The organism is Pseudomonas gorinensis, assembly GCF_042015035.1.
Lineage (GTDB): Bacteria > Pseudomonadota > Gammaproteobacteria > Pseudomonadales > Pseudomonadaceae > Aquipseudomonas > Aquipseudomonas gorinensis.
This window is the reverse complement of record NZ_CP167125.1, coordinates 818,423-838,872: the sequence shown is the minus strand read 5'-3', so window position 1 is coordinate 838,872 and position 20,450 is coordinate 818,423. Positions and strand designations below refer to the sequence as shown.

The following is a 20,450-nucleotide window of genomic DNA, read 5'->3' as shown; positions in this document are numbered from 1 at the left end:
ATCAGATCTCGTTCAGATTCGCAGGGAGGAAGCGTCGCTGCACCACACGCCAACGCCCGGATTTAAGCTCGCGCTCGACGTCGCTGGCCATACGCAGTCGGCTGCTGCCGAAGCTCACGTCAATGTTGATGCGAAACCAGCGGCTGCTGACGCCCAGCCCATGGCTGGTCACCCCCTGCCCGGCGATCAACGGATCATGGGTAAATGCCGCCACCCGCGCATAACCGCCGACGGGTCGCTGGCGGACCAGGGCTGCAGCGGTCGACAGCGAGACCCCATCGAGTATTGCCAGCATCTGTGGCGCAGCCGTGTTGATATTCAAGCCGGCATCCCTGGGCAACAGCGCGACCCAGGGTTCCAGTTGTCGCAAGATCGCGCCGTCCACACCTGGGAGCTCACGCAGTTGGCTCAGTTCCTGACGTTGCAAAACCTGGCCGGCGGCCCGCAAGTCCAATGGCTGCAACCCCAGGCTGGCGAGCAGGTTTGACCAACGCTGGCGCGCGACTTCATCGACTTGCCCGGTGCCGAGCAACGCGTTGACGTTGAAGCGTGCAGACAGGTCTTCGATTTCCAGCGCGACCTGCGCGCCTGGCGTCTCAAAAGGCCAGGTGACCCGAGCCCACGCCTGACCCAGGTGCACCACTGACTGTTCGGCGTCATCCGTGCGCGCCAATGCCGCCATCGCCCAGGCTTCGACCGAAAACCCCAACTGACGCAATTGCACCTGATGCACCTGGCGCGCGCTGCTCTGCACCATCAGTTGATGACTGCGCAACATGCCGGCCGTCAGCAACAACGCCAGGCTCATGACCAATAAGACACTGAGCAGCGCGACACCTTGCTGGCGAGTTTTCATGGGTGTCCCTGGGGCAATGGCAAGACGCGTCGCACCTGTTCGAAGCGCCCAGCCGACAGCACCATTTCAAGCGCCTGCGGGGGCGTCGCCGCCGCGCCTTTGCCCACTGGCCAGACGTGGCTCCAACCCACATCGCGGTCAAACAGGCGCCAGTTCAACATGCGCACATCGTCGAGCAATCGTTGCCGCTCGACGGTTGATGACTCCAGGCCGCGGCTTTCGCGCCATAGCATTTGGTTGTCCAGCCGATAAATCACCTGCTGGCGCTCACTGCGCGGCAGGTCTTGCGGATTGCGCCAGTTGCCGCGCTGCAATTGCAACGTGGTGGGCCCCAGGACAATGACGGCCGACGCCAATTGCAGCACGTCACGCTCAATCACCCCGACCGCTCGTTGCAGGCGCCGCAGATCCTGTTCATGGCTGGTCGTTGCCTGCTGCGCGCGCACCACGGTGTCGAACAAGCGCCCACTGGCGAGCCCCAGCAAGGCGAAGATGGCCAGCGCAATAACCAGCTCCAACAACGTGAAGCCAGACTGCTTATTCATGCCCAGCGGGTATCCAACCCCGGGTGCGGTAGACCGGCTGATCGTCGTCGGCCGGGCTGACATCGATATCGACCCTCAGCAGGCGCGGGTCCGTTTCGGGGGTGATGGTTTGGTCCACCTTCCAGTCGCGCCCATCGAAGCGTCGTAACAGTTGCTGGTGCCCCGGCGACGCCGTTTGCAAACGCAGCTCGCTCAATTGGTTGTCCGCTACCCAGGCGCACTGCACCTGCTGTTGCAAGCGAGCATTCTGGCGCAATGAATAGTGCCCGGCGGCAATCACCGCTCCCGCCAGGGCGGCAAAAACCGCCAATGCAATCATCACTTCCAACAGGGTGAAACCACGGGTGTTCGCCGGACGCTGTCGACGTCGACGTCGACGGTGATTAGCTTTCAACGGACAGCTCTCCAATCCCATCGCTGACAATGTGCGCCAGCACCTGTTCTTCGGCGACGAAGGACAACACAAACGCACTGATTTCATCGCTGCTGAGCATCAGCAATTGCGGGGCCAGGCTATCGAGACTCAGACGCTGCCCCTCCTGTTCAAGGTGCATTTGCACACCTTGTCCCAACCGATGAACCGCGCCCGCCGGCTGCCACCCCGGAGGTTCAAGGCGCCACACCTGGTACTCGGTACGCCGCACGCGCACACCGTATTCACGCCCTTCAATCACCGCCTGCTCGCGCAATTGCTGGATCAGTTGCAACACCTGGCCGGCCTCCTGTCGGGCCTGACGCGCCGGCGTATTACCCGCTGCCAGGCCAGCCACACCGAGCACGATGCCGACTAATGCGATCACCACCATCAGCTCCAGCAGGGTAAAACCGCGGCTACGCCTGGGCACTCGGTCAACCCTCCCAGTTACCTATATCGGCCGCTGAACCTTCGCCACCGGGGGCACCATCGGCCCCGAGGGAATAGAGGTCATAGCCACCGTTAGCGGAGCGCACGCCAGGGTTCAGATACTGGTAAGGCGTCCCCCACGGATCCACCGGCTGGCTTTTCAGGTAGCCCTGGGCGTTCCAGTTCCTGACGGCCGGTGTGCCGGTCGGACGCTTGCTCAGGGCCTCCAGCCCTTGCAGGGTCGAGGGGTAAACAGCGTTGTCGAGACGGTACATTTCCAGGCTGGTCGCGATCGCCTGAATATCGGTCTTGGCGGCGGTGACCTTGGCCTGGTCGGGTCGGCTCATGAACTGCGGCACCACGATGGCCCCCAGCACGCCGATAATGACCACCACCACCATAATCTCGATCAGGGTAAACCCGCGTTGTTGCTTGAGTATTTTCACCATTCAGTTCACCAATTGGTTAAGGCTGAGAATCGGCAACAGAATGGCCATGACGATCAGCAGCACGACCCCGCCCATCACCACCAGCATCGCCGGTTCAAACAAACTCACCACCAGCGCGATGCGGGCAGCGAGATTTTTTTCCTGTTGCTCGGCCGCGCGCGCCAGCATCGCGTCGAGTTCACCGGCACGTTCGCCACTGGCAATCATGTGCAACATCAACGGTGGTATATCGCCCCCGGCCTCGAGGCCACGGGTCAGGGTGCCGCCCTCACGGACCGAGCGGGCCACATCGCTCATGCGCGCACGGATGGTCACGTTGCCAATCACGGCGGCGGCAATTTCCAGCGCATCGACCAGGGGGACGGCACTTTTGCCGAGTATCGCCAGGGTGCTGGCGAACCGCGCGGCTTCCATGGCTCGAAAGACACTGCCCAGCAAAGGCAGGTGCAGCGCCAGACAATGCCAGCGCCAGCGTCCGCGTGGCTGGCGCAGGCTCCAGCGCAGCGCCATTGCGATGCTCGCCAATACCCCCAACAGCACCAGGCCATAGGTACGCAGACCATTGCTCACGACGATCATGGCTTGGGTGAGCCAGGGCAGCGGCTGGCCACTGTCGACAAAAATGTTCACCACATCGGGCACCACATAGCCGAGCAGAAAGCCAACGATGGCCATGCAGGCGAACATCAGCAGTGCCGGGTACACCAGCGCCAGCTGGATCTTCTGCCGGGACGCCTGGCGCGCCTCGGTATAGGTTGCCAATTGCTCCAGCACATGGCCCAGGTGACCCGAGCGTTCGCCCGCGGCAACCGTGGCGCGAAACACATCGGGAAACGCCCGAGGAAACGCACCGAGAGCGGCCGCCAGCGAGTGCCCTTCCATGACCCGCTCACGAATCTGCGCCAGCAAGTTGCTGACCCGCCGCTTCTGGCTTTGCTGGGCAACGGCTTGCAACGCCAGCTCCAATGGCAAACCGGCCTGGACCAGAGTCGACAGTTGTAAGGTCAGCAAAGCCAGATCACCCGCACTCAGCCTTGCCACACCCACCGGCCCCCTGCCACCGTGTGCGCTCGCAACCTGCACCTGGCTCGGCAACAGCCCCCGTTCGCGCAGCAACTGTCGGGCATGACGTGGGGTGTCAGCCTCCTGCCGGCCCTTGCACAGACGTCCTTCGCGGTCCTGGGCCCGGTAGTCATAAGTGGGCACAGCTAGTCCTCCTGGGTAACCCGCAACAGCTCATCCATGCTGGTGAGCCCTTCGAGCACCCGACGGCGCCCATCCTCGAACAGGCTGGGCGAGGCACGCCGCGCTTCAGCCAGCAGTTGCTGTTCACTGGCGCCCTGATGAATCAGCGCGCAGAGCGTGGGCGTGAGGCTGACCAATTCGTAGATACCGATCCGCCCGCGATAACCTTGGCGACACTGTTCGCAACCGGTGGCCTTGAACACCCGAGGCACTTGGTCGAGGCCTAACCCCAACCGCCGGCATACGTCGGCGTCCGCCGCTGCGGGGGCCTTGCAGGCGGGGCAAAGCTTGCGCACCAAACGCTGCGCCAGCACGCCCACCAACGACGATGCGAGCAGATAGGCATCGACCCCCATGTCCACCAACCGGGTAACGGCACCGATGGCACTGTTGGTGTGCAGTGTCGACAACACCAAATGCCCGGTGAGTGACGCCTGAACGGCGATCTCGGCGGTTTCACTGTCACGAATCTCGCCGACCATCACCACGTCCGGGTCCTGGCGAAGGATCGCGCGCAGCCCACGGGCAAACGTCATCTCGACCTTGGGGTTGACCGGTGTCTGGCCGATGCCCGGCAGGTGATATTCGATCGGGTCTTCGACCGTGAGAATATTGCGGGTCTGGTCATTGAGGTGGGTCAGCGCCGCATACAAACTGGTGGTCTTGCCGGAGCCGGTGGGGCCGGTCACCAGTAAAATGCCATGGGGCCTGCCCAGTAATTGCAGCAGGCCGTCCAGGGTTTCTTCAGCCATGCCCAATCGCACCAATTGCAGGCGCCCGGCATGCTTGTCGAGCAGGCGCAACACGACCCGCTCGCCATGGGCCGAGGGCAGCGTGGAGACCCGTACGTCCACTTCGTGGCCCGCCAGGCGCAACGCCATGCGGCCATCCTGGGGGACGCGTTTTTCAGCGATGTCCAGCTGCGCCATGACCTTGATTCGCGACACCAGCAGCGTTGCCAGCTCACGCCGTGGCCGCAGCATTTCGCGCAGTTGACCATCCACCCGCATGCGAACGGTCAGTGTGTGTTCGAAGGTTTCAAGGTGCACATCCGAGGCCTTTTCCCGCACCGCTTCACTGAGCAGTGCGTTGATCAGACGTATGATCGGCGCATCGCCTTGCTGCTCCAACAGGTCGGCGGTCTGCGGCACCTGGTCCACCAGGCTGAGCAGATCCAACTCATCATCCAAGCCTTGGGCAACCTGTTCGGCGGCGCTTTGGCCTTCGCTGTAGACCACCGCCAGGCGTGTGGCGAAGTCCTCGACTGTCAGCATCCGCAGCGGCAGCTCGTGATCGGTCAGGCGCCGCGCTTCGGCAATGGCGCTCAACGACGTATCACAGCGAACGATCAGGTGCCCATCGTCGAGCAGTACACCAAAACGTCGGGCGAAACCGAACGGCAGGGGTTTCATGGAACCTCCCGCGCAGGCTGACCCAGGTCGAACAGCTGCGACGCACTATCGGGCAGTTGCAGCGAGTGCTCCGGGCGGGCGTTCGGCAGGCTGTGCTGGCGCAGGTCCTGGTAACGCTGCCGGCTGATCCCGGAGAGATCCTGACCGCTACGCACAATGGTCGGGCGCAGGAACACCATCAGGTTGCTCTTGGTCTGGGTGTCGCGGCTCCAGCGAAAAAGCGTCCCAAGGTAGGGAATATCACGCAACAGTGGCACGCCGCTTTTCTGGGTGCGCACGCTGTCTTTGATCAGGCCGCCGATCACGATGATTTCGCCATCGTCGGCCAGGATCGTACTTTTCAATGCACGCTTATTGGTGATCAGGTCCGACGAGTCGACACCGGACACCGCCGGCGCAATGTCGGAGACCTCCTGTTCGACCTCCAGGCGCAGGGTCGAACCTTCGTTGATATAGGGCTTGATCTTGAGGCTGATCCCGACGTCCTTGCGCTCCACCGTGGTGAACGGGTTATCCGCGCCACTGCCGTTGGTAGCGTAGGAGCCAGTCTTGAACGGCACGTTCTGACCCACAATGATTTCGGCTTCCTGGTTGTCCAGCGTCAGCAGGCTTGGCGTCGATAGCAGGTTGCTGCGCGAGTTGCCGGCCAGGGCGGACACCAATGCACCGAAACGATCACCGCCCAGCTTAAGCACGCCGCCCTCCGGGGCAACCGTGCTTTCATCGAACTTAAGGGCACCGAGGATCGGAATGCCTGTGCCGGGGAAGTTGATAAGCCCCTTGGCATCACTGCTGTTCAGCGCCCATTGCACACCCAGGGCCTCGCTGATATCACCGGTGACCTCAACGATGGCGGCATGAATCAGTACTTGAGCCCGCGGCCGATCCAACTCACGCACAATGCCTTCGAGGGTCGCGAGCTGGGCCGTCTGCGCCACGATCACCAGAGCGTTCTGGCTTTCATCGGCCCGTACCATGAACGCTGCGGCAGCGGCCGTTTCTTTCAGGCCCGAGCTCGCCAGTGGCGTTTTCATGCTCTGGCCCATGGTGTCTAGCACTTCGGCCAATTGCTTGGCATCGCTGTAGCGCAGGCGTATGACGCGGGCATTGTCCAGCCGCGCAGGGGTGACCGTGTCCAGGCTACGGGCCAGTTGCACGAGGCGCTGACGAACCTGCGCCGTACCGACAATGACCAACCGGTTGCTGCGCGAGTCGGCCAAGACCTGAATGGCACCGTCGGCACTCTGCTTACCGAGGGACGCTTCCATCAACCGGGCGATATCCACCGCCACCCCATGGCGCAAGTCCACCAGCTCATAAGCATTTTTCGCTCCGGAATCCAGTTGCCTGACGACCTCGCCGATGCGACGGACGTTGCTCGCGGTGTCGGTAATCACCAAGGCATTGGCCGATACCGAAGGGCCGACATAGCCATTGGGCGAAATCAACGGTCGCACCAGCCCAGCCAGATCCGCCGCATTGCTGGCGCCTAACGCAATGACCTGAGTGACAAACTGCTGCGGGGGCGATGAGTGCGGGTCCGCCGTACCGGCCAGCGATTTAGCCTGGGCCACCGGTACGATGAGGATCTGGTCGCCTTGATCGATCACGCTGAAGTCATGGGCATCCAGCACGCTATAAAACAGCTGGCGCACCCCTTCACGGTTCAGGGCCTGCCTGGACATGACGGTGATGCGTCCTTGTACCTTGGGGTCGAGGATGACGGTGGTGTCGAGGATGGTCGACATTTCCTCAACAACATCACGCAACTCAGCGTTATTCATCGTCAACTGCCAACGCTGCTCAGCCGCCGACGACGGCCCAACGTGTAACAACGCGCCCAACACGAACGTGCCAAATACGCCGGTCAGAGCGCGCTGCCCGATGATGCGGTTCATGGGACTACTCACTCCTCGGTTGTTCGACCATGGGCCGTAGATGAAGGGCCGCCGTCGCTTTACGTTGCGCGTGGGCGGGCTGCAGAAAGCCCCCGCTCGCCGGATGGAGCCTGAGCAACTCCTCGCGCCCCTGACGCCACAACACCACCTGTGCAGGCTCGATGCGACGCAGCAGGCTACCTCCCGGCAAGCGCTCGCCGGCGCGGTAAAACCGCTCACTGTCGGGCCCGGCCAGCAAGGCACGTGACTCGCTGTCGCTGGCAACCACAGTGGCTCGTAATGTCAGTGGTTCAGCGCTGCTCAAGGCACCGCCCTGCGCGCTCAAGCCGAGCACCGACGCGACGGCCAGGGTATCGAGAGCGACGGTCGGCTGGGGCATGGCCGACGGAACAGGCAGCGCCTGCGCTGCCGGCATCCGTGCCTGACGAAACTGCCACTCCTGCCACGCCAACATCAGCCCATAACCCAAGGGCAGCATCAAGACGAGCACCCGCCAGCCAGCCGTCTTCATGGCGCGTTCACTGGCGGATCGTTTCTTGGGAAAAAGACATATTCTTCAGAACCGGGCGACCGCTCATCTCATGCTTGAAAACAGCTCCCACATGCAGGGCAACCAGCACCGCGAGCACCACACAGGCTTGAATATGGATCTGCGTGAACCACTCAATGGCCGTCGGATCAGTCAGCAGTTGTGCAATCAACAGGACGTTAAATATGTTGATCGGGCGGTCCATCATCAGGACTCCCGTCACGAGCACAATGCCCAACACCAGATAAATGGCTTTATGAACAACTAACGCCACATACTCGGCCGCGCAGCGCTTTCTGCCATACGCTAAAAAACCATGAAAAAAAGAAAAATAGACTCTGAGAATAAAGATTGGAATATATAGAGCACTCAACGAAACGTTTATAAACCCCACCCAATTCTTGGTTTCCATCGCCACATCAATAAACGCGACATAAAAGCCTGAGAATAAGGTCCACAAAATAACCACGGCCGAAATCCAATGAAGCCAAATCTGGCCGACCGAATAGCGCATATACGTCGTCAATTGAAAATCCACATTCAGAAAAGAATAACTGCACGATAGAAATGCCCAGGCAGGCTCGAACGCGCCTGCCTGGGACTTCGTCAACGAACGATCAGAGCTGGTCCCAGGCGGTCTGCCAATGATGGCCTACACCCGGCTCAAAGCCATTGGCGGTTGGCAGGTACTGTTTGCAGTAGCCCGAACTCGGAAACGGCTTGCACTCATACACTTCGCCGGTTTGCGGATGCAACACGCGAGTGCCTGCTTCGTAACTGGCCAGACCTTCAGGGAACACGAAGTGATAGTCCTTCGCGCCCCCTTCACCCGTCAGGTTGACGGCCTGGGTATCCTGGCGAGTGGTACGACCATCTGTGGTGGTGCCCAGCAAGGTTATGTGGTGAAGCCCTGGCTCGCTGCGAACATCCATTTCAAGCCAGTTACTGGTGCCTTGCGCAAGCGCTTTGACGGTACCCACCGGCTTGTTGCTGGCATTGAACAGCGTCGCTTCGACATTCATATCGCGGTTGGCGATCATGGCGAAGCGAACCTTCGCGCGGCCCTTATCCAAAACGTACTCTTCGGCGAACGCCGACAGCGCCATGCGTGCCTCGGTATCTTCCTTGACGTCCATCGCCAGCTCATAACGAATCACGCCGCTGTCTTTCTGAGCGAACAGATTGTTCTTGCCTTTGACCGGCGCTATACCGCCCTGCTCATCGCGAATGCCCGCTTGAATCACGGTCTGGGTCTGGTTGATCTTTTCAGCCAGTTTGAACGCCCAATTCTGCGGTTGGCCCTCTTCGGCATTGTCTATCGAGATTTCGACGGTGTACGCCGCGCTTTCGCCCATGGCGGTGAAGGCACGGGCCTTGACCTTGTCGCCCACCAGCAACGTGGCGGATGGCGTGATGCTACCGACGGCGCTCCAACCGCCCGGTAATTCGGGTTCGGCCAGGATGTCCACGTCGACGACGTTGTAGAACGCCGCATCGGTATCACCGACGGTCCAGATACCGAGGAGCACATGAGAGCCCGTCTTGTCTTGAGGGATCACACACGCATGTTTTTCGCCGCTGACCGGCAGTACATTGCCACCCTCCACGACACAGAACGGCGTACCGTCAAACGATGCACGCTTGAGCGGCTCATTGGGGTTCCATCCGTTGCGGGTGATGAAGTACTCGTGCTTGGTGGCCGGGTGAGCCGCCGTGTACTTCCAGTCGAACGTGATATTTCGGTCTTTGATTTCAGTCTTGTGCCAGCGAGTGGCCGACTGCGCATCCATAGCCGAGAACAGGCCGATGCCACCACTGGCGATCTTACCGTCTACCGGCCCCTGCATCGGTTTACCGCCGACGCCAGCAGGAAACCCCTTGAAGGTTTCACCGACACTTTGAGGCTCGTACTGAGCACCACCACAGTCTTTATTCAGACCTTTCTGACATTGAAAGGCGCGTGACGGTGGATCATTCAAATAACCATGCGCCTGTGCACTTTGGGAGGGTAATAACAAGGCACTTAACAATGCCAACGACGAAACACCGCCCCAACGGGAAATATCTTTTTTAATCATACAATCCAGCCCTAACACACAACCCAATAAAAACCCATACTTTGCAATATGGAAGACGTTTTTCTACGGCTACTGCAAAACGAGCGAGATGGATTTTACGGGCGTTAAAAAAAATTAATGTAGGACAAGTTGAATTATCACGATTAAAAAAAACAAGCTTCGACTAATGACCACCGCCCAAAAAGAATACTCCTACAAAAACACTGAAGTATCCCTACGATAGAAAGTCGCAACAGGAAATTTCTTATTATTTACTTAAACGACAAGCATCACCCTCTTCGAGGAAGAGGGTGATGAAGTTCTGACGGGAGTATTACTGATGGTATTGCGCGGACAACTCGTGCACGGCTTGCAGGAACGCGCCGGCATGGTCCGGGTTCACTTCCGGGGTGATGCCATGGCCGAGGTTGAACACATGCCCGGTGCCTTTGCCGTAGCTGGCCAGGATGCGGCCGACTTCGCTGCGGATCGCTTCCGGCTTGGCGTAGAGTACGGTCGGGTCCATGTTGCCTTGCAGCGCGACCTTACCACCGACACGACGGCGGGCTTCGCCGATGTCGCAGGTCCAGTCCAGGCCCAGTGCATCGGCGCCGGCGTCGGCGATGCTTTCCAGCCACAGGCCGCCGCCCTTGGTGAACAGGATCACCGGCACTTTACGGCCTTCGTGTTCACGGATCAGGCCGCTGACGATCTTGCTCATGTAGGCCAGGGAAAATTCCTGGTACGCCGCCGCCGACAGGTTGCCACCCCAGGTATCGAAGATCTGTACCGCTTGGGCGCCGGCCATGATCTGGCCATTGAGGTAAGAAGTGACCGACTGCGCCAGCTTGTCCAGCAGCAGGTGCATGGCCTGCGGGTTGTCGTAGAGCATGGCCTTGGTCTTGCGGAAGTCTTTCGACGAGCCGCCTTCGACCATGTAGGTAGCCAGGGTCCAGGGGCTGCCGGAGAAGCCGATCAGCGGCACGCGGCCATTGAGCTCACGGCGGATGGTGCTGACGGCGTCCATCACATAGCCGAGGTCTTTGTGGGGATCGGGAATCGGCAGGGCTTCGATATCGGCCAGGGTACTGATGACTTTCTTGAAACGCGGGCCTTCGCCGGTTTCAAAGTACAGGCCTTGGCCCATGGCGTCGGGGATGGTGAGGATATCGGAGAACAGGATGGCCGCGTCCAGTTGCGGGTAGCGGTCCAGCGGCTGCATCGTGACTTCGCAGGCGAACTCCGGGTTCATGCACAGGCTCATGAAGTCACCGGCGTGGGCGCGGCTGGCGCGGTATTCCGGCAGGTAGCGACCGGCTTGACGCATCATCCACACAGGGGTCACGTCTACAGGTTGCTTGAGCAGGGCACGAAGGAAACGGTCGTTCTTGAGGGCAGTCATGTCGGCATCCGCAAAAAAAGTGCGGGCATTTTCTCAGAGCGCGACGCAAAAGGCACGGGATGAGGCGTGCCTTTTATCTATCGGGTTGATTTACGACAATCTCTTGAACCTGCGCAAATCAAATGTGGGAGGGGGCTTGCCCCGATTGCAGTGTGTCAGTCTCAGTATCTGTAACTGAACCACCGCTATCGGGGGCAAGCCCCCTCCCACATTTTTGACCGCATTTCAGCCTGAAATGGGTTAGACGTTCAGGTAGTCCAGGATCCCTTCGGCGGCGTTACGGCCTTCGAAGATCGCGGTTACCACCAGGTCAGAGCCGCGCACCATATCGCCACCGGCGAAGATTTTCGGGTTGCTGGTCTGGTGCTTGTACTGGCCTTGTTCCGGGGCGACGACACGGCCCTGGCTGTCGGTCTGGATTTCGAACTGCTCGAACCAGGGGGCCGGGCTTGGGCGGAAGCCGAACGCAATGACCACGGCGTCGGCCGGGATGATCTCTTCGGAGCCCGGGATCGGCTCGGGGCTGCGACGGCCACGGGCGTCCGGTTCGCCGAGACGGGTCTCGACCACCTTCACGCCTTCGACACGGTCTTCACCCACGATGGCGATCGGCTGGCGGTTGTAGAGGAATTTCACGCCTTCTTCCTTGGCGTTCTTCACCTCTTTGCGCGAGCCAGGCATGTTGGCTTCGTCACGACGGTAGGCACAGGTCACCGACTTGGCGCCCTGGCGAATCGAGGTGCGGTTGCAGTCCATCGCGGTGTCACCACCACCCAGCACCACGACCTTCTTGCCCTTCATGTCGACGAAATCTTCCGGCGACTTTTCAAAGCCCAGGTTGCGGTTGACGTTGGCGATCAGGAAATCCAAGGCGTCATACACGCCCGGCAGGTCCTCACCGGCAAAGCCGCCCTTCATGTAGGTGTAGGTGCCCATGCCCATGAACACGGCATCGTATTCGGCGAGCAGTTGCTCCATGGTCACGTCTTTACCGATTTCGGTGTTCAGGCGGAACTCGATGCCCATGCCGGTGAACACTTCACGACGGTTGCTCAGTACGGTTTTTTCCAGCTTGAACTCGGGGATACCGAAGGTCAGCAGGCCGCCGATTTCCGGGTTCTTGTCGAACACCACCGGGGTCACGCCGCCACGCACCAGCACGTCGGCACAGCCCAGGCCCGCCGGGCCCGCACCGATGATCGCCACGCGCTTGCCGGTCGGCTTGACCTTGGACATGTCCGGACGCCAGCCCATGGCGAACGCGGTGTCGGTGATGTACTTCTCCACCGAACCGATGGTCACCGCGCCGAAGCCGTCGTTAAGGGTGCAGGCACCCTCGCACAGACGGTCTTGCGGGCACACCCGGCCGCAGACTTCCGGCAAGGTGTTGGTCTGGTGCGACAGCTCGGCGGCGGCGAGGATGTTGCCCTCGGCCACCAGCTTGAGCCAGTTGGGAATGAAGTTGTGCACCGGGCACTTCCATTCGCAATACGGGTTACCGCAACCCAGGCAGCGGTGGGCCTGGTCGGCCGACTGCTGGGGTTTGAAGGGTTCGTAGATTTCCACGAACTCTTTCTTGCGTTGACGCAACAGTTTCTTCTTCGGATCTTTGCGCCCGACATCGATGAACTGGAAGTCGTTATTCAGACGTTCAGCCATGTTAAAACCTCATCAAACTCTTCAGGCGCATATCACTGCGGGTTGGCACGGATGCTGGAAAGCAACGATTTCAGGTTGGCAGCCTTGGGCTTGACCAGCCAGAAACGACGCAGGTAATCATCGAGGTTCTCGGCGAGGTTACGACCCCATTCGCTGCCGGTTTCCTCGACGTACTCGTCCAGCACGTGCTGCAAGTGGTTACGGTAGGATTCCATCGCTTCGCCGCTGATCCGCTGGATCTCGACCAACTCGTGGTTGACCCGGTCGACGAAGGTGTTGTCCTGGTCCAGCACGTAGGCGAAACCGCCGGTCATGCCCGAACCGAAGTTGTAGCCGGTCTTGCCCAGTACCGCGACAAAGCCCCCGGTCATGTACTCGCAGCAGTGATCGCCAGTGCCTTCCACCACGGTGTGGGCACCGGAGTTACGCACGGCGAAACGCTCACCGGCCGTACCGGCGGCGAACAGCTTGCCGCCCGTGGCGCCATACAAGCAGGTGTTGCCGATGATGGCACTGTCCTGGGTCTTGTAGACGCTGCCTTTGGGCGGAACGATGACCAGCTTGCCGCCGGTCATGCCCTTGCCCACGTAGTCGTTGGCGTCACCTTCCAGGTACATGTGCAGGCCACCGGCGTTCCACACGCCAAAGCTCTGGCCCGCAGTGCCCTTGAAGCGGAAGGTGATCGGCGCTTTCGCCATGCCTTGGTTGCCGTGCTTGCGCGCGATTTCGCCGGAGATGCGGGCGCCGATGGAACGGTCGCAGTTGCAGATATCCAAAGCGAATTCGCCACCGCTGGCATCGTTGATGGAGGAAGCAGCCATCTCGACCATCTTCTCGGCCAGCAGGCCCTTGTCGAACGGTGGGTTGCGGTCCACCTGGCAGAATTGAGGCTTGTCTGCCGGGATGTGATCGCTGCCCAACAGTGGCGTCAGGTCCAGGTGCTGTTGCTTGGCGGTCTGGCCTTCGAGGACGTCCAGCAGATCGGTACGACCGATCAGCTCTTCGAGGGAGCGCACGCCCAGCTTGGCCAGCCACTCACGGGTTTCTTCGGCGACGTAGGTGAAGAAATTCACCACCATGTCGACGGTGCCGATGTAGTGATCCTTGCGCAGCTTCTCGTTCTGAGTGGCGACGCCGGTGGCGCAGTTGTTCAGGTGGCAGATGCGCAGGTATTTGCAGCCCAGGGCGATCATTGGCGCGGTGCCGAAGCCGAAGCTTTCGGCGCCGAGGATCGCGGCCTTGATCACGTCGAGGCCGGTTTTCAGGCCGCCGTCGGTCTGCACGCGCACTTTGCCACGCAGGTCGTTGCCGCGCAGGGTCTGGTGGGTTTCAGCCAGGCCCAGTTCCCACGGCGCACCGGCGTACTTGATGGAGGTCAGCGGTGAAGCACCGGTGCCGCCGTCGTAGCCGGAGATGGTGATCAGGTCGGCATAGGCCTTGGCCACGCCAGCGGCGATGGTACCGACGCCCGCCTCTGCTACCAGTTTCACCGAGACCAGCGCCTGCGGGTTGACTTGTTTGAGGTCGAAAATCAGCTGCGACAAGTCTTCAATCGAGTAGATGTCGTGGTGCGGCGGCGGCGAAATCAGGGTCACGCCCGGCACTGCGTAACGCAGCTTGGCGATCAAACCGTTGACCTTGCCGCCTGGCAGCTGGCCGCCTTCGCCGGGCTTGGCGCCCTGGGCAACCTTGATCTGCAGCACTTCGGCGTTGACCAGGTATTCCGGGGTCACCCCGAAACGGCCCGTCGCCACTTGCTTGATTTTCGAGCTCTTGATGGTGCCGTAGCGCGCCGGGTCTTCACCGCCTTCACCGGAGTTGGAACGCGCACCCAGGCGGTTCATGGCTTCGGCCAGGGCTTCGTGGGCCTCAGGCGACAAGGCGCCCAGGGAGATACCGGCGGAGTCGAAGCGCTTGAGGATCGATTCCAGCGGTTCGATGTCGCTGATCGCCAGCGGCGTGTCCAGGGTCTTGACCTTGAACAGGTCGCGGATCATCGACACCGGGCGGTTATCCACCAGCGCGGTGTATTCCTTGAACTTGGCGTAGTCGCCCTGCTGCACGGCGGCTTGCAGGGTGCTGACCACGTCCGGGTTGTAGGCGTGGTATTCGCCACCGTGGACGAACTTGAGCAGGCCACCTTGCTGGATCGGCTTGCGCGCGCTCCAGGCTTCGGCGGCCAGGGCTTTCTGTTCGGCTTCGATATCGACGAAACGCGCACCCTTGATGCGGCTCGGCACGCCACGGAAGCTCAGCTCGCAGACTTCTTCGGACAGGCCGATCGCTTCGAACAATTGAGCACCGCGGTACGAGGTGACGGTGGAGATGCCCATCTTCGACAGGATCTTCAACAGGCCCTTGGTGATGCCCTTGCGGTAGTTCTTGAACACCTCATAGAGGTCGCCCAGTACTTCACCGGTACGGATCAGGTCGCCCAACACTTCATAAGCAAGGAACGGGTACACAGCCGAGGCGCCGAAGCCGATCAACACCGCAAAGTGGTGCGGGTCACGAGCGGTGGCGGTTTCCACGAGGATGTTGGAGTCGCAGCGCAGGCCTTTTTCGGTCAGGCGATGGTGTACTGCACCAGTGGCCAGGGAGGCGTGGATCGGCAACTTGCCCGGCGCGATATGGCGGTCGGTCAGCACGATCTGGGTACGCCCGGCGCGCACAGCTTCTTCGGCCTGGTCGGCGACGTTGCGCACAGCGGCTTCAAGGCCGAGGCTCTCGTCGTAGTTCAGGTCGATGATCTGACGGTCGAAGCCCGGACGCTCCAGGGTCATCAACGAGCGCCACTTGGCCGGGGAAATGACCGGCGAGCTGAGGATCACGCGGGAGGCGTGCTCAGGCGACTCCTGGAAGATGTTGCGCTCGGCACCGAGGCAGACTTCCAGGGACATCACGATGGCTTCGCGCAGCGGGTCGATCGGTGGGTTGGTCACCTGGGCGAACTGCTGGCGGAAATAGTCGTATGGCGTGCGCACACGCTGGGACAGCACGGCCATCGGCGTGTCGTCACCCATGGAGCCGACGGCTTCGTAGCCTTGCTCGCCAAGCGGGCGCAGCACCTGGTCGCGCTCTTCGAACGTGACCTGGTACATCTTCATGTACTGCTTGAGCTGGTCGATGTCGTAGAACGCCGAACCGTGGTCGTTGTCTTCCATGGTCGCCTGGATGCGCAGGGCATTCTTGCGCAGCCATTGCTTGTAGGGGTGACGGGACTTCAGGCGGTTGTCGATCGCATCGGTGTCGAGGATCTGCCCGGTTTCGGTGTCCACGGCCAGGATCTGGCCAGGGCCGACGCGGCCTTTGGCGATCACGTCTTGCGGCTGGTAGTTCCACACGCCGATTTCCGACGCCAGGGTGATGAAACCGTTGGTGGTGGTCACCCAACGCGCCGGGCGCAGGCCGTTACGGTCGAGCAGGCACACCGCGTAGCGGCCGTCGGTCATCACCACGCCGGCCGGGCCGTCCCAGGGTTCCATGTGCATCGAGTTGTATTCATAGAACGCCCGCAGGTCGGGGTCCATGGTCTCGACGTTCTGCCACGCAGGCGGAATGATCATGCGCACGCCACGGAACAGGTCGATGCCGCCGGTGACCATCAGCTCAAGCATGTTGTCCATGCTGGAGGAGTCGGAACCGACGCGGTTGACCAGCGGGCCGAGCTCTTCGAGGTCCATCAAATCGTTGGCGAACTTGGTGCGACGGGCCACGGCCCAGTTACGGTTGCCAGTGATGGTGTTGATCTCGCCGTTGTGGGCGAGGAAGCGGAATGGCTGGGCCAGCGGCCATTTCGGCAGGGTGTTGGTGGAGAAGCGCTGGTGGAACACGCAGATTGCGGTTTGCAGGCGCTCATCGCTCAGGTCTGGATAGAAGGCGGTGAGGTCCGCCGGCATCATCAGGCCTTTATAAATGATGGTCTTGTGGGAAAAGCTGCAGATGTAGTGATCGGTGTCGGCAGCGTTGGCCACGGACGAACGACGACGGGACGTGAACAGCTTGATCGCCATGTCCTGGTCGCTCAGGCCATCGCCCGCGATAAACACTTGTTCGATCTGCGGCAGGCGCTCCAAGGCCAGGCGGCCGAGCACGCTGGTGTCGATCGGCACTTTGCGCCAGCCGACGAGTTGCAGGCCGGCAGCCAGGATTTCGCGGTTCATGTTCTCGCGAGCGGCTTCGGCTTTGACCGGGTCCTGGTTGAAAAACACCATGCCCACGGCGTACTGCTTGGGCAGGTCGACAGCGAAATGCTGTTTGGCGACGGCGCGCAGGAACAGGTCGGGCTTTTGAATCAGCAAGCCACAACCGTCACCGGTCTTGCCGTCGGCGTTGATCCCACCGCGGTGGGTCATGCAGGTCAGGGCCTCGATGGCCGTTTGCAAAAGGGTATGACTGGGCTCGCCCTGCATATGGGCAATCAGGCCGAAACCGCAGTTATCCTTGAATTCATCGGGTTGGTACAGACCTGCTTTCATAGACACTTTCTCACCAGGCTGCCTCTTATATCGAGGCAAATTTCTTTTCAATTCAACCGGTTACCTTCCACGCCGAACGTACGCCGGCTTTGCGGGGGCAAAAGGGAGGTCATTGTACACACCGACACAGACGCCCACAAATTTAGCGACGAAATGTCGCAAATCTATGTCGCATTTATGAAAGGTTTAAAGCGATATGCTGTGCTAGTCAAAACTTTTTTAATTCTGACCGCTACGACTCAAAAGCTACTGTGACGCAGACACCACAAAGCGCGCGGCCTTCAGGGCTGCACGCTTTGTTGTTTTTTTGAGGTGCCGAGAGGGCGGCCTGGGTAAGGCCGCCGGATCTTCAGCGAGTTGTTGCCAGTTCTTGTTGAACGCTGGCGACAGTGCGAGGCCAAGGTTTACCAGCCTGAACCTTCGCTGGCAAGGCCTTGATAGCGGATTCAGCTGCTGCGCGGCTGGAGAAGTTGCCGTAAGTGATCACGTAGAGAGGCTTGCCGTTGAGCACTTTCTTGAAATAACGGTACTCGCCGCCCTGCTCTTTCACGAACGCCTGGGCGTTGGCTTCGGAACTGGTGCCGAGAATCTGCACCACGAAGTTACCGGTAGGCTGGCTGCTGTACCAGCTGCTGCCGGCGGCACCGGCCTTGGCAACGGTCACGGGTTTTTCAGCAGGCTTGGCGGCCGGCGCCGGGGCTGGCTTGGCGACCGGTGCAGCTGCGACGGGCTTGGTGACAGGCGCAGGCTTGGCGGTCGCGACCGTCGGCGCTGGTGTCGGTTTTGCCGCCGGCTGACCGGCTGGCACGCCCGCAGGTGGCGCGGTGGTGGTCACGGTCGGCGGCGTGGCGCTGGAGCCTTCTACCGGCACGCCGTCGTCGCCTTCGGAGATGCCACCGGCTTCTTCGGCAAGCGGGCCGCGCATGACCGGCTGGCCCACCATCGGCAGGCTGGTCGGTTGACCGGAGTTGGCGAATTCTACGTTTGGCGTGGGCTTGCCCAGTGGCAACTGCGCCTGTTCGGTTGGCGCGCCGGCGGTCGTCGGTGCCTTGCTGCGGCCCGGGATCAACCAGGCGGCGGCAACGGCGACCACGACCACGGCGGAAATGGCCAATACGTGCTTCTTAGGCATAGTGAACCCCATCTTTGGACGCTTGACCGCAGAGCGGCTGGCAATCATGGCTTCGATCATTGCATCGCGGGCGACCTGATTGATGGTGCCAGGCCAGCCGTCGGAGCTTTCGTGAATATCAGAGATCTGTTGAGCGGAGAAAAGTTCGATGCCCTGCCCGGCGCCTTCAAGGCGTTGGGCCAGATATTCACGGGTTTCTTCCTCTTCGTAAGGCTGCAACTCAATGACGTGGAACAGCTCCTGTTCGCCACTGATCTGCTCCAGATCGGCGATCAGCGACGACTCACCGAACAGGAACACATGCGGGCGACCTTCCGGCGTACCGGCGGCCAGCGCCAACAGCGCTTCCAGGGCGGATTCGTCAAGCTGCTCGGCGTCATCCACCAGCAGGTAGACCTCCTGGCCGGTCAGGCCCAGTTGCACCACCTGCTTGAGAATCGCGTTCGGCTCGGCAGTGGACACATCAAGAGCCTGGGCCACCTGGCGCAGTACACCCGCCGCATCACCGGCACCGCGAGCCGATACTACGACGCTCTGTACCGATTGCTTGTTGGTACTGGCGACCAGCGCCTGGCGCAACAGGGTCTTGCCACTGCCCAGCGGGCCGGTGACCACCAGCAGCAACTGGCTGTAGCGCGCGAGATGGTGCAACTGGCCGAGCACCGGCTTGCGCTGGGCCGGGAAAAATTTGAAACCAGGCACCCGTGGAGCAAAAGGGTCGTGGCTTAACTGGTAATGGCCGAGGAACGCCTCGTCGGCATGCAAACTAGTCATCGGGATCTTATTAACCTTTAAGCTGGGCCAGGGCGCGGTAATCCGCTCCCAGCGTGGCCTGTAAAATCTCTTTCGGATAATCGTCGGTCACTACCGCTTCACCCATGTGGCGCAACAGCACCAGTCGCAGTCGACCGTCGATCACTTTCTTGTCTATCGCCATATGTTCGAGGAAGTCTGCCTCGGTCATCTCGGTAGGCGGGATAACCGGCAAGCCGGCGCGCTGGAACAGGCGGATACCGCGATCACGCTCCTGGGCGCTGATCCAGCCCAGGCGTTGGGACATCTCCAATGCCATCACTGTGCCAGCCGCTACGGCCTCTCCATGCAACCACACACCATAGCCCATGTGGGTTTCGATCGCATGGCCGAAGGTGTGCCCGAGGTTCAAGGTGGCCCGTACGCCGGACTCCCGTTCGTCGGCGTTCACCACCAGCGCCTTGGCGGCGCAGGAGCGGGAAATCGCCTCGGTCAGCGCCACCTGGTCGAGGGCGCGCAGGGCGTCGACGTGTTCTTCCAGCCAGGTCAGGAACGGTTCGTCGCAGATCAGCCCGTACTTGATGACTTCGGCCAGCCCCGCCGACAGCTCGCGCGGTGGCAATGTGTTGAGGGTCGCGGTGTCGATCAGCACGGCTTGAGGCTGATAAAACGCACCCACCATGTTCTTGCCCAGCGGGTGGTTGATGCCAGTCTTGCCGCCCACCGACGAATCAACCTGGGACAACAGGGTGGTGGGCACCTGGATAAAGTCCACGCCACGCTGGTAACAGGCGGCCGCAAAGCCGGCCATGTCACCGATCACGCCGCCGCCGAGGGCGACCACGGTGGTGCGGCGGTCATGGCGTGCGGTGAGCAGACCATCGAAGATCAGTTGCAGGGTTTCCCAGTTCTTGTGGGCTTCGCCGTCGGGCAATACCACGGAGATCACCGAATAAGCCGCCAGGCTGCGGCTCAGACGCTCAAGATACAGCGGCGCGACCGTTTCGTTGGAGATGATCGCCACTTGCCGCCCGGCAATGTGCGGTGCGAGCAACTCGGGCTGGTCCAACAGACCTTCGCCAATATGGATCGGGTAGCTGCGCTCGCCTAGATCGACCTTAAGTGTCTGCATGTGTCCCCGCGTTGAAGATGTTTTGACGACCGGTAACGTCGAAATCCGACGCCACCTGA

The 20,450-nt window shown here is 61.0% G+C and carries 16 protein-coding genes; all 16 read right to left on the bottom strand.

Going from position 1 to position 20,450, the window contains the following annotated elements; all coding sequences use genetic code 11:
- Position 1 precedes the first annotated feature (1 nt).
- A complete protein-coding gene (locus AB7933_RS03760; RefSeq protein WP_024072980.1) occupies positions 2-856 on the bottom strand; it encodes a general secretion pathway protein GspK in 855 nt (284 codons plus the stop codon).
- Positions 853-1,401 carry a type II secretion system protein GspJ gene (locus tag AB7933_RS03755; RefSeq protein ID WP_024072979.1) on the bottom strand — a complete coding sequence of 183 codons (549 nt, stop codon included), beginning with the start codon at positions 1,399-1,401 and terminating at the stop codon, positions 853-855. The genes AB7933_RS03760 and AB7933_RS03755 overlap by 4 nt, the downstream gene beginning before the upstream one ends.
- Positions 1,394-1,795, bottom strand: coding sequence for a type II secretion system minor pseudopilin GspI (gene gspI / locus AB7933_RS03750; protein WP_024072978.1), 402 nt, complete (start codon positions 1,793-1,795; stop codon positions 1,394-1,396). Before gspI ends, AB7933_RS03755 begins: the two co-directional genes overlap by 8 nt.
- A complete protein-coding gene (gspH, locus tag AB7933_RS03745) occupies positions 1,785-2,246 on the bottom strand; it encodes a type II secretion system minor pseudopilin GspH (protein WP_024072977.1) in 462 nt (153 codons plus the stop codon). The genes gspI and gspH overlap by 11 nt, the downstream gene beginning before the upstream one ends.
- 4 nt (positions 2,247-2,250) lie before the next feature.
- A complete protein-coding gene (gene gspG / locus AB7933_RS03740; protein ID WP_024072976.1) occupies positions 2,251-2,694 on the bottom strand; it encodes a type II secretion system major pseudopilin GspG in 444 nt (147 codons plus the stop codon).
- The gene (gene gspF / locus AB7933_RS03735; RefSeq protein ID WP_024072975.1) at positions 2,695-3,900 is read right to left on the bottom strand and encodes a type II secretion system inner membrane protein GspF; all 1,206 of its coding nucleotides are present in this window, start codon (positions 3,898-3,900) and stop codon (positions 2,695-2,697) included.
- A 2-nt stretch (positions 3,901-3,902) separates the two neighbouring features.
- Positions 3,903-5,351 carry a type II secretion system ATPase GspE gene (gspE, locus tag AB7933_RS03730; RefSeq protein ID WP_024072974.1) on the bottom strand — a complete coding sequence of 483 codons (1,449 nt, stop codon included), beginning with the start codon at positions 5,349-5,351 and terminating at the stop codon, positions 3,903-3,905.
- A complete protein-coding gene (gene gspD, locus AB7933_RS03725; RefSeq protein WP_024072973.1) occupies positions 5,348-7,249 on the bottom strand; it encodes a type II secretion system secretin GspD in 1,902 nt (633 codons plus the stop codon). The genes gspE and gspD overlap by 4 nt, the downstream gene beginning before the upstream one ends.
- 4 nt (positions 7,250-7,253) lie before the next feature.
- Positions 7,254-7,739 carry a type II secretion system protein N gene (locus AB7933_RS03720; protein ID WP_236646000.1) on the bottom strand — a complete coding sequence of 162 codons (486 nt, stop codon included), beginning with the start codon at positions 7,737-7,739 and terminating at the stop codon, positions 7,254-7,256.
- A 28-nt stretch (positions 7,740-7,767) separates the two neighbouring features.
- Entirely contained in the window at positions 7,768-8,292 is a 525-nt protein-coding gene (locus tag AB7933_RS03715) for a cytochrome b (RefSeq protein WP_024072971.1), read from the bottom strand.
- 103 nt (positions 8,293-8,395) lie between these two features.
- The gene (gene gbpA, locus AB7933_RS03710) at positions 8,396-9,856 is read right to left on the bottom strand and encodes an N-acetylglucosamine-binding protein GbpA (RefSeq protein ID WP_024072970.1); all 1,461 of its coding nucleotides are present in this window, start codon (positions 9,854-9,856) and stop codon (positions 8,396-8,398) included.
- A gap of 313 nt (positions 9,857-10,169) precedes the next feature.
- The gene (gene hemE, locus AB7933_RS03705) at positions 10,170-11,237 is read right to left on the bottom strand and encodes a uroporphyrinogen decarboxylase (protein ID WP_024072969.1); all 1,068 of its coding nucleotides are present in this window, start codon (positions 11,235-11,237) and stop codon (positions 10,170-10,172) included.
- 240 nt (positions 11,238-11,477) lie between these two features.
- Positions 11,478-12,896: an FAD-dependent oxidoreductase gene (locus AB7933_RS03700; RefSeq protein ID WP_024072968.1), complete on the bottom strand. Its 1,419-nt coding sequence runs from the start codon at positions 12,894-12,896 to the stop codon at positions 11,478-11,480.
- A gap of 32 nt (positions 12,897-12,928) precedes the next feature.
- The gene (gltB, locus tag AB7933_RS03695; protein ID WP_024072967.1) at positions 12,929-17,374 is read right to left on the bottom strand and encodes a glutamate synthase large subunit; all 4,446 of its coding nucleotides are present in this window, start codon (positions 17,372-17,374) and stop codon (positions 12,929-12,931) included.
- Between the two features lie 349 nt (positions 17,375-17,723).
- Positions 17,724-19,280, bottom strand: a complete 1,557-nt coding sequence (locus AB7933_RS03690) for an SPOR domain-containing protein (RefSeq protein WP_024072966.1) — start codon at positions 19,278-19,280, stop codon at positions 17,724-17,726.
- A 10-nt stretch (positions 19,281-19,290) separates the two neighbouring features.
- Positions 19,291-20,391, bottom strand: coding sequence for a 3-dehydroquinate synthase (gene aroB, locus AB7933_RS03685; protein WP_024072965.1), 1,101 nt, complete (start codon positions 20,389-20,391; stop codon positions 19,291-19,293).
- Positions 20,392-20,450: the final 59 nt, after the last annotated feature.